Below are 12,902 nucleotides of genomic sequence, written 5' to 3'. Positions count from 1 at the left end.
TTTACTGCCGTAATTTCACCGCAATGAAAATTCGTTTGACCGCCGGTGCCGGGCAACTACTGGCTGCGGCAGCGCTGGCCGCCTGCGCTGCCCAGCGCAATCCTTACGCCGCCACCAACAAATCCTACAAAGAGCAGGTGAAGGCCTACGCTAAGGCCTTGCGCGCCACGCCCGTGCCCACGCCCGGCGCCGACAGCCTGCTGCAGGGCGCCTACTGGGTAGGCACCACCAATTTTAACCTGCGCAAGCCCAACTACGTCATCATCCACCACACGGCGCAGGATTCCACGGCCCAGACGCTCAAGACGTTTACGCTGCCGCGCACGCAGGTGAGCGCGCACTACGTGATTGGGCGCGACGGCCGGGTGTTTCACATGCTGAACGACTACCTGCGCGCCTGGCACGGCGGCGCGGCCAAGTGGGGCAATACCACCGACATCAACTCGTCGTCCATCGGCATCGAGCTGGACAACAACGGCACCGAGCCGTTTTCCGAGCCGCAGATGGCCAGCCTGTTGCGCGTGTTGACGGGCTTGAAGCGGACTTACGGCATCCCCACGGCCAACTTCGTGGGCCACGCCGATATTGCGCCGACGCGCAAGAACGACCCCAGCGCTTTGTTCCCCTGGAAACGCCTGGCCGACAACGGCTTCGGCCTGTGGTACGACCCCGGCCCGCTGCCCAGCCCGTTTGGGGCCGACAGCGCGGCCGCCCTGGCCAGCCGCCTGCTTATTCCAGCCCAGCCCACGCCCGACGACGCAGCCCCCGCTTCCCTCCCCCCCCTGCCCACCGACACGAGCAAAGTGGACGCCCAGCTGGCCCGCCTCAACGGGCCCATCACCACGTTCAACCCGCGCGAGGCGTTGCGCATCATCGGCTACGACACCAAGGACCTGCCGGCGGCCATTCGGGCGTTCAAGCTGCATTTCATTCAGCAAAACGTGGCCGGGCCGCTCACCGAGGCCGACAACCGCATTCTCTATAATCTGTATAAGAAGTGCTTGTGAGCGGCCCGGGGCCGCTATATTTAGCCGATACTGCCCTCCGGTGGCCGCGGCCGCCCGGAGCTTAAATTGATTGTATGCCAGATGTTTCCCAGCGCGGGCAGGCCATGCCCGTCTCGCCGTTTCGCAAGCTGCTGCCCTATGCCGAAGCCGCCCGCCAACAGGGCAAGATTGTGTACCCGCTGAACATTGGCCAGCCCGACGTGCTCACGCCGCCCGAAATGCTGGAGGCCGTGCGCACCGCCGACATCAAGGTGCTGGGCTACGCGCCCGGCGCCGGCACCGAGAGCTACCGCCGCAAGCTCGAAACCTACTATCAGCGCGCTGGCATTCCGGCTCGGTTCGAGGATATTATGGTAACCACGGCGGGCAGCGAAGCCATCCACTTCGCCCTGCTCTCCTGCCTCAATCCTGGCGATGAAATCATCATTGCCGAGCCGTTTTATGGCACCTACACGGCCTTCGCCATTGCGGCGGGGGTGCACATCGTGGCCGTCACGGCCCACATCGAGGACGGCTTTGCACTGCCGCCACTGGCCGATTTCGAAGCCGTCATCACCGAGCGCACCCGCGCCATCCTCGTCTGCAACCCCAGCAACCCCACCGGCTACGTGTACCGGCGCGACGAGTTGGAGGCCCTGCTGGGCCTTTGCCAGCGGCACGACTTGTTTCTTATTTCCGACGAAGCCTACCGCGAATACTGCTACGACGGCGCCCGGGCCACCAGCGCCCTGAGCCTGCCCGGCGGCGAGCGGCACGTGGTGATGGTGGACACCATTTCGAAGCGCTACAGCGCCTGCGGGGCCCGCGTGGGCGCGCTCGTCACGCGCAACGCCGACTTGTGGCAGGCGGCCTTCCACTTCGGCCAGATGCGGGTGTGCCCGCCCGTGCTGGAGATGCTGGCCGCCGAAGCCGCCGCCGACCTGCCTCCCTCCTATTTCGACGGCACCCGCGCCGAGTACCAGGCCCGGCGCGACCTCACCGTGGGCCGCCTGCGCGCCATGCCCGGCGTGACCTGCCCCGTGCCCGGCGGCGCCTTCTACGTGGTGGCCCGCCTGCCCGTGGACGATGCCCAGAAGTTCGGCCGGTGGCTCTTGGAAGAGTTCACCTACCACAACCAAACGCTGATGCTTTCGCCAGCCAACGGCTTCTACCACACGCCGGGCCTGGGCCGGCAGGAAGTACGCCTGGCCTATGTCATCAACCTGACCGATTTGGCGGCGGCGCTCGACTGCCTGGCCCAGGCGCTGCTCGAATACCCCGGCCGCACCGAACCAGTGCCCGCCGCTTTCGTAGAAACGGCCACCACGCCTTAGTTTTTAATCCTTTTTTAATCTCAAATGGATACCCGCATTGCCCCTGCCGTCGAAGTGCCCACCAAGGATTACCGCGGCACGCTGCGGTTCTGGCATTGGGCCAATGCGCTGCTTATCAGCCTGCAGCTGATGACCATTCTGTTTCAGAAGGTGATTGTGAAGTCCAAGTCGGCCGTCACGGAGCTGCAGTCGTCGGGCAAGGACGTGTCGGTGCCGCAGGCGCGCGAGCTGGCCCACATCATCAGTGAGCGAATATGGGCGTGGCACATCTATTTCGGCTGGGCGCTGGTGGCGCTGTGGGTGTTTCGGCTGGGCCTGCAGCTCACGGGTCCCTCGGAGCTGCGGTTCTCGGCCCGGCTGATGGAAATCCTGCGCCGCTACCGCCTGGCCCCGCCGGCCGACAAAAGCAAAGCCGGTAAAATCCTGTTTGCCAAAACCACCTACGCGCTGTTCTACCTGTTTATTACCATCATGGTGTGCACCGGCCTCATCCTGATATTCGAGGACGTGTCGTGGCTACGAGGTATCCATCACCTGGCCGAGGAAACGCACAACGTGACGATGTACCTCATCATTGGCTTCATTCTCATCCACGTGGTGGGGGTGGTGTGGGCCGAAACGAAAGAGGACCACGGGCTGATTTCGCGCATGGTGGGCGGCGAGGCCCCGAAGGGGCAACAAGGCTAGGAAGTCAGAAAGGCCGTCATGCAGCGCGCAGCGAAGCATGACCGTCTGGTTTCCCTTGCTTCAATAGCTTAGCGGCTGTTGGTTTTATCCAGCACGGCCACCACGTCTTTGGTTGATACTTTCTGACCCGTTTCGGCGGCGCGGTAGATGGCGGAGAGTAGCTGAATGTCGCGCAGGCCCATCTCGCCGGGCACGCGGGTGGGCTTGTTGTTGAGGATGCAGTCGGCGAAATCGTCCATCTGGCGGGCCTGTTGCGGCACGTTGGGCAGATTCATGGGGCCCCGGCTGGTGCGGCCTTCGATGCCGTCGTAGTAGAAAGCGGGCTGCAGTTCCAGCCAGCCGTTGGCGGCTTCGGCGCGCAGGCGGCTGCTCAGGTTCTGGCCGTAGCTGGTGCGGCAGTCGGCCACGGCGCCGTCGGCGAACTGCATTTGCCAGCTCAGCCCCTCCTCCACTTCCTTGAAGAGCGTGGGGTTGGTTTTGGGCTCGAACTTGGCCGTGACGGACACCGGCAGCTGGCCTTTGGTATAAATGACGCCCTGCACGCAGTAGATGCCCATGTCCATCAGCGGGCCCCCGCCGGCCAGCCGCTTGCTCACCCGCCACGGCGTGTCGTTGTTGAAGCGGAAACCGTTGTCGGCAGCCAGGTGGGTGATGCGCCCGAAGGCCTGCGACTGGCCAAGGAGCATCATTTCCTGGTGGTGCGGCTCAAAATGCAGCCGGTAGCCGATGCTGAATTTCTTGCCGGCCTTTTGCATGGCCGCTATCATGCGCCGGCAGTCTTCGGTCGATGTCGCCATGGGCTTCTCGCAGATGACGTGCTTGCCGGCCCGGGCGGCCCGCTCCACGTACTCGGCGTGCAAACCCACGGGCAGTACCACGTACACGATGTCGATGGCCGGGTTGTCGGCAATGCGGTCGAAGGTTTGGTAGTTGTAGATGTTGGCGTCGGGCAGGCTGTATTGCTGCTTCCACTGTGTGGCTTTGGCGGGAGTGCCGGTCACGATGCCGGCCAAGCGGCACAGCTTGGTTTGCTGCAGCGCGGGCGCCAACTGGCCGGTGCTGTACTTGCCCAGGCCCACCAGCGCCACGCCCAGCGGCTTGGCCGCCGGCCGCGCCAGCACTGAAGTACCTACCAGCGAGGCCCCTACTCCCAACGACAACGTACGGATAAACTCGCGGCGGGAAGCGGCGGAAATGCGGTCAGACTCATTCATGGCGGCAGGTTTTGATTTCGCTTCAAAGTACCTGATTCACGGACTCATGGTTGCGGCCTTTGCTGTACCACGGGTGTAGTTTGTCTGTCATTGCGTGCGCAGCGCGGCAATCCTTCCAATTCTCAGCATCGAACTCTGAGAGGAGACAAACCCAACAAAAAAGCCCCGGCACCATGCGGTGCCGGGGCTTTTTCACATTAAAAAGCTAGTCGCTGAGAACAGACGGATTGCTTCGCTGCGCTCGCAATGGCAGCTGGTCCGCTCTACTGGCCGCTGCCCACGGGCTTCTGCTCCAGCTTCTGCATGGGGCTGCTGGTGCGCGTGGTTTGCTGCTGCATGGGGTTCGCAGGGGCCTGGAACTGCTGCTGGAACAGTTCGAAGCGCGAGGCGGCGGGCTGGCGCGGGAAGGCGTTGTTGCTCACATCCGTGTCGGCCGTTTGCTGGAAGGGGTCGATGACGAAGCTGATGACCGGCTTTTTCGTCACGATGACCTTCGTGACTTGGGCGTTGTTTTTGCGCCAGATTTCGGCCGGAATGGTCTGAATTTCCTGCGAGTTGTCGGCGTAAGTCATCTGCAGCACCACCGGCATCACGAGGCCGCCCACGTTGCGCAGGCTCAGCTCGTAGAAGTTCTGGGTGTCGCCCAGGCGCTGCTTTTGCTCGTCGGTGAGGGTGCCCAGGTAGGCAGTGTAGCGCTGCTGGTCGGCGGGCGTCACGGCCAGCGGGTCGTAGCTGTTGTAGAAGTCCTTCAGCTCAGGCTTCTCGTCCACCAGCGTCTGCTTGATGTCGGTGGCGTTGCGCTGGGCCGTGATGGACTGCGGCGCGGCGGCCTTCAGCTGCTGCAGGCGGGCATTTTCCACCTGCGGGTTTTTGGTGCTCACGTTGTAGGCCTTCACCGATTCGAGGCTGATGTCGGTGTGGTCGATGGTGTAGAACCAGCCGCGCCAGAACCAGTCCAGGTCCACCGCCGAGGCGTCTTCCATGGTGCGAAAGAAGTCGGCCGGCGTAGGGTGCTTGTAGGCCCAGCGCTGGGCGTAAGTCTTGAAGGCGTAGTCGAACAGCTCGCGGCCCATCACCGTTTCGCGCAGGATGTTGAGGGCCGTGGCGGGCTTGCCGTAGGCGTTGTTGCCGAACTGCAGCGCCGACTCCGAGTTAATCATAATCGGGGTTTGCAGGGTCTTGTCGGTGGCCATGTAGGCCGTGATGTTGCGGGGCTCGCCGCGGCGGCTGGGGTAGTTGCGCTCCCACTCTTGCTCGGTCAGGAACTGCACGAAGGAGTTCAAGCCCTCGTCCATCCAGGTCCACTGCCGCTCGTCGGAGTTCACAATCATCGGGAAGAAGTTGTGGCCTACTTCGTGAATAATCACCGAAATCATCCCGTATTTCCGCTCGGCCGAGTAGGTACCGTCCTTCTCGGGCCGGCCGCCGTTGAAGCAAATCATGGGGTACTCCATGCCGCCGATGGCGCCGTGCACCGAAATGGCGACCGGGTAGGCGTAGGGAATGGTGAATTTCGAGTAGGTTTTGATGGTGTGGGCCACCACCTGCGTCGAGTACTGGCCCCACAGCGGGTTGCCCTCTTTGGGGTAATAGCTCATGCACAGCACGGGCTTGCCGCTCTGCGTGATTTGCATGGCGTCCCAGATGAATTTGCGCGAGCTGCACCAGGCGAAGTCGCGCACGTTTTTGGCCACGTAGGTCCAAGTTTTGGTGCCCGTGGCGCGGCTGCCTTCGGCTTTCGCGGCTTCGTCCTGAGTCACGATGAGCACGGGCTTCTTGGCATTTTTGGCCTCGGCCATGCGCTTCAGCTGCGCGGCGCTCATCACCTGGGCGGCGTTTTGGAGCGTGCCGGTGGCACCCACCACGTGGTCGGCCGGCGCGGTGATGCTCACTTTGTAGTCGCCGAAGGGCAGCGTGAATTCGCCGTTGCCGAGGAACTGCTTGTGCTGCCAGCCCTGGTTGTCGGAGTACACGGCCATGCGGGGGTAGAACTGGGCCATCTCGTAGAGGTAGTTCTTATCGGCCGGGAAGTACTCGTAGCCGCAGCGGCCGCCCTTGGTGGCGTCGTTGATGTTGTAGTGCCACTTCACGTTGAACGACACCGACTGGCGCGGCTGCAGCGGCGTGGGCAGGTCCACGCGCATCATGGTGTGGTTCGTGACGGTGTGCAGGGCCTTGCCGTCCTTGCTGGTCACGCTTTCGATGCGAAAACCGCCGTCAAAGTCGTCCACCAGCCCTTCGAGGGTCTGGAAGGATACTTTGTCATTTAGCGAATTCACCTCAGTGGCCGTCGTCATCGAGTTTTTGTCCCAGATGTTCTGGTCGAGCTGCACCCAGAGGTAGGGCAGCGCGTCGGGCGAGAGGTTGGTGTAGGTGATGGTTTCGCGGCCGGTGAGGGCCTGCTTGGCGTCGTCGAGGGTGACTTTGATGTCGTAGTCGGCGCGCTGCTGCCAGTAGTCGGGGCCGGGGGCGCCGCTGGCGGTGCGGTAGCTATTGGGGGTCGGCAGCATCGTTTCGAGCTGCGCGAATTTGTCGGTGCCGGAGTTGGTGGTTTGCGCAGCGGCGGGCAGCAAGCCCGTCAGCGCCAGCCCCAAGCCAGCAAATAGAAAACGACGCATAGAGAACATGAAAATGAAAAAACCGAAAGGAATAACGGCCGAGACCGGTAAGGTCTGCGAATTTACGACAGGGTTGCGCCCCAACCTCGCAATTTTGGCCAATGCGGTGCTGGCTACCGGGCGCTAGGGCCACAGCTGCTGCATCAGCAGCACCGTGGCAATGCCCAGCGCCGCGCCGCTGGTGGTGAGCAGCCAGTCGCGCCGGGCCACGCGCAGGCTGCCCAGCAGCACCGCCCCCAGCAGCAGGATGACGCTCACAATCAGAACCTGGCCCAGCTCCACGCCCAGGTTGAAGGCAAACAATTCCTCCACCGGCCGGCTGTTGGCCCCAAGCAAGGCCCGCAGGTAGCTCGAAAACCCCAGCCCGTGCACCAACCCAAAAACAAGCGCCAACACGTTGGGCACGGCGGCAAACATGGGCGTCCGCCGCGTAATCAGCCGGCCGGCGCCGTGCAGGTTGAGCAAGGCCGTGACCATGATGGTAACCGGAATCAGCGCCTCAATCACGGCCGAACTGAAATTCACCACACCCAGCGTGGCCAGCGCCAGCGTGAGCGAGTGCCCCACCGTGAAGCTCGTGACCAGGGCCAGCACCCGCCGCCAGTCGTTCAGCACGTAGGGCGCGCACAGCGCCAGCAAGAACGTGAGGTGGTCGGCCGCGCGCGGCGTGCAAATGTGCAAGAAGCCGAGCTGCAGGTAGGTCTGAAAAACGGACATGGCGCAAAGCTACGGAACGGCAAAAGACCCGCGCAGCAAGTCAACACATCTCATTCAGAAGCAAAAAAGCCCTGGCCAGCGTTGGCCAGGGCTTTTCAAAGCGCCAAAGGGAGGCTATTGCTTCACCACGCGGCGCGTGTCGAGGCCGCCCTCCGTCTTCACGCGGAGGATGTACACGCCCGACGCCAACTGCGTCAGGTCGAGGGCTTGCGTGGCGGTGCCGGTCGAGGCCGGCACGGCGGCCGTGAACACCACCTGGCCCAGCGCATTCAGCACGGTCAGTTCCGAGGCGTGGCGGTAGCCGGTCAGTTCCACGATGAGGCGGCCGTCGTGTGTGGGGTTCGGGTACACGCTCAGCGAAGTGCCGGCCAGCGGCTTCACACTGGAGGTAACCACCAGCGCAGCCGAGGGCAGCGAGACGCAACCGCTGGCGTTGGTGGTGGTCACGGTGTAGGCGCCGAGCTGGGCCGGCAGGCCGGTGAGCACCAGGGTCTGGCCCGTGGCGCCGGCGACGGCCGTGGTGGTCGTGCCGACGGTCAGGTACCACTGGTTGCCCGTGGCCGCGCTCGAGGTGAGCGTGGTCGTCGTGCCGTTGTAAGTGGCCGTGATGGTCGGCGTGGCCGGCCGCGGGTTCACGGTGACGGTGACGGTGGCCGTGGCCGAGCAGCCCCCGGCGTTGGTGGCCGTCAGCGTGTACGTCTGCGTAATCGGCGCACCGGTGGCGTTGGGCAGCGTCACGGTGGGCTGCGCAACGGTAGCGCTGCTCAGGCCCGTCGCCGGGCTCCAAGCATAGGTGGTTCCGGCCAAGGCCGCCGTCCCGAGCGTAGCGGTGGCTCCGCCGCAGAGGGTCACGGCCGGGCCCGCGTTGGCGATGGCCGCCGGAGCCACGGTCACGGTAGCCGTGGCCGTAACGGCCGCACAGCCACCAGCCGCGGCCACCGTGTTGGTCACGGTGTAAGTACCGGGCGTCGAGGAAGCCAGCGTGATGGCGCCCGTGGTGGCATTAAGCGTCAGGCCCGTGGTCGACGTGAACGTGCCAGCGGTGGCGCCCGTGGCTAGGGAAACAGTTGGGTTGGTGGTGCCGCTCACGCAGAACGTGGGCGTACCCGTGCCGTAACTGAACGTGGCCACTGGGGCCGCTGTCACCGTCACCGATGCCGTGGCCGACGAGGGGCAGGTGCCGCCCACGCTGTACGTCACGGTGTAAGTGCCAGGCGTCGAGTTCGCGAGGGTTATCGCGCCCGTGGTGGCGTTGATGGTCAAGCCCGTGGTCGAAGAGAACGTCCCGCCGGCCGTACCCGTCACCGTCGCAACGGGATTGGTGGCACCGCTCACGCAGTAGGTAGCGGCCGGGTACGTGAACGTCGCCGTGGTAGCCGGGTTTACCGTCACGGTAGTAGCCGTCGAGGTAGCCGAGCAGCCGCTGGCGTTGGTCACCACCACCGTGTACGAGCCCGCCGCGGTGGCCGTGAACGTGTTGGTGGCCGAAGCCGCGCCCAGGCTGGTAGTGCCGTTGAAGAACTGGTACGTGTTGCCCGTGCCCGCCGGGGCCGTGAGCACCACCGAGCCGCCCGCGCAGAACGTCGTCGGCGTGGTGGCAGTCAACGTAGCCGTGGGGGCGGCGTTGATGGTCACGCTGGTGGTGGCCGTGGCCGCTGCACAGCCGCCCGCGGCCGCAACAGTGTTGGTCACGGTATAAGTGCCGGCCGTGGAGGTAGCCAAGTTGATGGCACCCGTGGTGGCATTGATGGTCAGGCCGGTGGTCGAAGAGAACGTGCCGCCGCTGGCGCCCGTGGCAAAGACGGGGGCGGGAGTGGCCGTACCACCCGCGCAGTACGAGTTATTGGCGTACGAGAAAGTAGCCACCGGTGCGCTCGCCACCGTGATGGTGGCCGTGGCCGACGAGGGGCAGCTACCGCCCACTGCGTAGGTCACCGTGTAGGTTCCCAGCGTGCTGGCGCCCAGGTTGATTGCTCCGGTAGTGGCATTGATGCTCAGGCCGGTGGTCGAGGAGAACGTGCCGCCGGCAGTGCCCGAAATGCTGGGCGTGGGGTTGGTACCGCTCTGGCAAAAGGTTGAGCCCGCGTAAGCAAACGTCGCCGTGGTGGCCGGGTTCACCGTCACGGTGGTGGCCGCTGAAGTGGCCGAGCAGCCGTTGCCGTTGGTTACGACCACGGTGTACGAGCCCGCCGCCGTGGCCGTGAAGGTATTAGTGGCCGAAGCCGCCCCCAGGCTGGTGGTGCCGTTGAAGAACTGGTACGTGTTGCCGGTACCGGCCGGAGCCGTGAGCACCACCGAACCGCCCGCGCAGAACGTCGTCGGCGTGGTAGTGGCCAGCGTGGCCGTGGGCGCCGGGTTCACCGTTACCGTCACGGGCGTGGAATACACTTGGCGGCCGTCCGAAGTCAGAATAACGGCCCGGTAGGTGGTGGTAGCCGTTAGGTTGGTGAACGTAAGCGTGGCGGTGTTGTTGACGGGCGATACCGGCGTGAAGCCCGCACCGTTGTCAAACTCATAGGTGACGATGGTGCCCACGTTGTTAGCCAGCGTGAGCGTACCCGTATTGGCACCGGCACACACAGGCGTCGTCACCGAGCTGGTGAGCGTGCCGCCTTCGGTGTTGGCCAGCACGAAATAGTCGTTGCCGGGCACCAGGTCCAGCGTCGACACCACACCCGTGGTGGGCACGGTGGCCGCCGCGCCGCCAATGGACGCATAAGCACCCGCTGCCGTGGGTGCCTGCGCCACCACGGCCGTGGCCGCGTTGCCCAACACGTCGTCGGCGCCGTAGCTGAGCTGCACGCGGGCCGCGGCCGGCAGGTTGGCCGTGTTCTGGAGGCGCACGTAGCGCGTGGGGTTGAGGCTGGTAACGGGCGAAACGCCCGTGCCGCCCGTGGCCCCGTTGATAACCGTAGCAGTGAAAGTCTGGTCAGTGCTGGTCGTGATGCCCGTCAGCACCACCGGGCGGAAACCGGCGGCGTCGCCCACCGCAAACAGGCGCGACACCGCCGTCGCGCTGTTGACGGTGATGCCGAAGGGACCTTTCACGTAAGCCGTAGCCGAACCCGCCGGCATCACCGTGGTGGCGCTGCCGCTGATGAGCCGGTTGCCAGCCGAAGTCGTTACAATGCCGCTCAGCAGGCTCAGCGAACTGGATGACGCCGATGGCCCCACCACGGTCAGGTCGCCGCCGGCCACCGTGATGCCCTGCGGGTTGTTGAAATCTGCGTAATAGAGGGTGCGCGAAGCGGGCACCTCTACGCCCGTGGTGCGCGGGGCCAGTTCGGGGTTGTAAATCAAGTACAGCCCGCTGGTCGATACGTCGAACGTGGGAGCCACGTCGAAGTTGCCGGCCGAAGAGGTGGGATTGGTCAGACCAAAAGAGAGAACGGCCAGCGCCGTCGTCGAGCTTTGCACCGTCAGGTTGGCGGCGCTGATGACGTTGCCGCGGAACATGGCCACGTTGCGCGTGGTGATGGGCTGGCCCACCGTCACGCCCGTGCTGCTGTTCTGAAAGGTGATTTGCAGCAAGGGGCTGGTCACCGTGCCCGTGCCGCCAATGCTTTGCGCCGTGGTGCCCTGGAAATAGAGGCGGCTGCCGGTGGCCGTGCCGGTCAGGGTGCCGTTGTTGGTGATGGTAGCGCCCAGCTGCAGCAAAATGGCGCCGTTCAGGTTCAGCGTAGTGCCGGGGGTAATGAGCACCGTGCCAAAGGGGTTGGTCTGGCCAGCGAGCAGCACACTCTTGGGGTTCGCGGTGTTGTCGATGGTCAGGTTGGGCAGGTTGCCCCGCATCCGGAAGTCGAAGTTGGTGGCCGTGGCAGTCGTGCCCGCGTTCACGATGCCGCCGGTGAAGGCGTAGGTGCCCGCCACGTAGTAGTCGAGCGGTGTGGTGGCCGTGCTGCGCTGCACCAAGTTGATGGCGCCGCCCGAAATGGTGGTGGTGCCGTTCACACCGAACGAGGGAGTGGCCGACGTGTTGCCTACGGTGCTCACGTTGATGGTGCCGGCACTCAAGGTGAAAGTCATGGTGCCCGTTACAGAGGAGGCGCCCGTGAAATTGGTGAAGCGCCCCACCGTGGTGAGTGTGCCGCCTTCCATGGTGTACACGGCGTTGGCGCCGAAGTTGATGGAATTGCCGATGCTGCTGCCCACGTTAAAAGTACCGGCCGAAATGCGCAGCAAGCCGTTCACCGTGGGCGAGCCCGTTTGGGCGGCCACCGTGAAGTTGGGGTTATTCAGCCAAAAGCCGCCGGTGGCCGGAATGAAGTAGGAAGCCGCGTTGATGAAAACGCGGTTGTTAAACGTGCCGGTGCCCGAAATTTTCAAGGTCCCGGTCATGTCGTCCACCGTGTTGGTGGTGATGCGCGTGGAGAGGAAGCCGGTGGTGGTAGTGGCGCTGCCCTGCACCGTAAACGCGGGCAGCGTCATCTCCACCACGTCGGCCCGCACCGATTTGGCCAGCGAAACGGTTTGCAGGTCGGTGGTACCCGTGCCCGAGAAGGTGGCGTTGCCGGCGCCGGTAAAGCGCAGGTCCGAGCCAATGGTGCTGCTGGTGCTCAGGTCCAGGGTACCGTTGTTGGTCACGTTGCCCGCCACTTGCAGCACGTAGGCCGTGGTGGTCGAGGTCAGCAGCGAGCCCGTGGCGGCTACCGTGAGCGAGGCCACCGCAGCGGCTACGTCCAGCGTCACGGTAGCGCCCGCCACAATGGTTACGTCGTCGGTGGCCGCCGGCACCACGCCGCCCACCCAGGTGGCCGGGGCACTCCAGTTGCCGCCCGCAGCGGTAGAACTAATGGCGGCCAAGCCTTTGTGGGCCGCCGTGCTTTTGGCAGGCATCAGCACTGAGCCCATAGCCGCCGGCACGGGCCGAGGCACTGGCACTTCGGCCGCCGGCCGCAACATGGCGCGGTTCTGCGCGTGAGCGCCCAGCGTGCACAGGCCAAGCGCCGCAACCAGCAGCGGCCGGCACAGCAGGCCTGCCCCGGCGGCGGGGCGCTGAATAAATGAGCCGGCCCAGGTGCCGGCAGACAGTAGATACTGCTTCATGAAAAAGGAAAAAGTTGAGGAAATAGGAGGAACAAACGATTGCGGGAACCCAGCGAAGCGGACTAGTGGCGAAGAATGGTGAACCGCAATAATGACAGAAGATGCCTTCAAGACCGGATGTCGCAGCACCCGGTGTCTGTGTTTCAGAACAATACACTGTCGAGGCAAGTGCAGGGTAAAGATGGTGGATACCTGAAGCTTTATTGCCGTGGCGGACAAAATATTTTTCTGCTAAAGCCGACGTCAGAAAACGGGCTTTTTCTGACGCCGCTCGATGAGCTTGGACGGGTAAAGCACTTG

7 protein-coding genes are annotated in these 12,902 nt (G+C 64.2%); 3 read left to right on the top strand and 4 right to left on the bottom strand.

Going from position 1 to position 12,902, the window contains the following annotated elements; all coding sequences use genetic code 11:
• Positions 1–23 precede the first annotated feature (23 nt).
• The 3 genes from JAO73_RS16810 to JAO73_RS16800 all read left to right on the top strand — a co-directional run bounded on the left by JAO73_RS16810 (position 24) and on the right by JAO73_RS16800 (position 3,007).
• Positions 24–1,007 carry an N-acetylmuramoyl-L-alanine amidase gene (locus tag JAO73_RS16810; RefSeq protein WP_198978312.1) on the top strand — a complete coding sequence of 328 codons (984 nt, stop codon included), beginning with the start codon at positions 24–26 and terminating at the stop codon, positions 1,005–1,007.
• A 74-nt stretch (positions 1,008–1,081) separates the two neighbouring features.
• The gene (locus JAO73_RS16805) at positions 1,082–2,320 is read left to right on the top strand and encodes a pyridoxal phosphate-dependent aminotransferase (protein ID WP_198978311.1); all 1,239 of its coding nucleotides are present in this window, start codon (positions 1,082–1,084) and stop codon (positions 2,318–2,320) included.
• Between the two features lie 24 nt (positions 2,321–2,344).
• A complete protein-coding gene (locus JAO73_RS16800) occupies positions 2,345–3,007 on the top strand; it encodes a cytochrome b/b6 domain-containing protein (RefSeq protein WP_198978310.1) in 663 nt (220 codons plus the stop codon).
• Between the two features lie 68 nt (positions 3,008–3,075).
• Here JAO73_RS16800 and JAO73_RS16795 read toward each other — a convergent pair whose 3' ends face one another.
• The 4 genes from JAO73_RS16795 to JAO73_RS16780 all read right to left on the bottom strand — a co-directional run bounded on the left by JAO73_RS16795 (position 3,076) and on the right by JAO73_RS16780 (position 12,602).
• Positions 3,076–4,221, bottom strand: coding sequence for a Gfo/Idh/MocA family protein (locus JAO73_RS16795; protein ID WP_198978309.1), 1,146 nt, complete (start codon positions 4,219–4,221; stop codon positions 3,076–3,078).
• 263 nt (positions 4,222–4,484) lie between these two features.
• Positions 4,485–6,839 (bottom strand): M1 family metallopeptidase, encoded by a 2,355-nt coding sequence (locus JAO73_RS16790; RefSeq protein WP_198978308.1) that lies wholly within the window; start codon positions 6,837–6,839, stop codon positions 4,485–4,487.
• Between the two features lie 123 nt (positions 6,840–6,962).
• Positions 6,963–7,556: a HupE/UreJ family protein gene (locus tag JAO73_RS16785; protein ID WP_198978307.1), complete on the bottom strand. Its 594-nt coding sequence runs from the start codon at positions 7,554–7,556 to the stop codon at positions 6,963–6,965.
• Between the two features lie 114 nt (positions 7,557–7,670).
• Positions 7,671–12,602, bottom strand: coding sequence for an Ig-like domain-containing protein (locus JAO73_RS16780; protein ID WP_198978306.1), 4,932 nt, complete (start codon positions 12,600–12,602; stop codon positions 7,671–7,673).
• Between the last annotated feature and the right edge of the window lie 300 nt (positions 12,603–12,902).

Origin of the sequence: Hymenobacter miniatus (assembly GCF_016427455.1) — a bacterium.
Classification (GTDB): domain Bacteria; phylum Bacteroidota; class Bacteroidia; order Cytophagales; family Hymenobacteraceae; genus Hymenobacter; species Hymenobacter armeniacus.
This window is presented reverse-complemented; position numbering and strand designations above follow the sequence as displayed.

Bases quoted from the DNA above. Each gene is read 5' to 3' on its own strand.
- JAO73_RS16810 (WP_198978312.1), top strand. From the start codon at position 24: ATGAAAATTCGTTTGACCGCCGGTGCCGGGCAACTACTGGCTGCGGCA.
- JAO73_RS16805 (WP_198978311.1), top strand. From the start codon at position 1,082: ATGCCAGATGTTTCCCAGCGCGGGCAGGCCATGCCCGTCTCGCCGTTT.
- JAO73_RS16800 (WP_198978310.1), top strand. From the start codon at position 2,345: ATGGATACCCGCATTGCCCCTGCCGTCGAAGTGCCCACCAAGGATTAC.
- JAO73_RS16795 (WP_198978309.1), bottom strand. From the start codon at position 4,221: ATGAATGAGTCTGACCGCATTTCCGCCGCTTCCCGCCGCGAGTTTATC.
- JAO73_RS16790 (WP_198978308.1), bottom strand. From the start codon at position 6,839: ATGCGTCGTTTTCTATTTGCTGGCTTGGGGCTGGCGCTGACGGGCTTG.
- JAO73_RS16785 (WP_198978307.1), bottom strand. From the start codon at position 7,556: ATGTCCGTTTTTCAGACCTACCTGCAGCTCGGCTTCTTGCACATTTGC.
- JAO73_RS16780 (WP_198978306.1), bottom strand. From the start codon at position 12,602: ATGAAGCAGTATCTACTGTCTGCCGGCACCTGGGCCGGCTCATTTATT.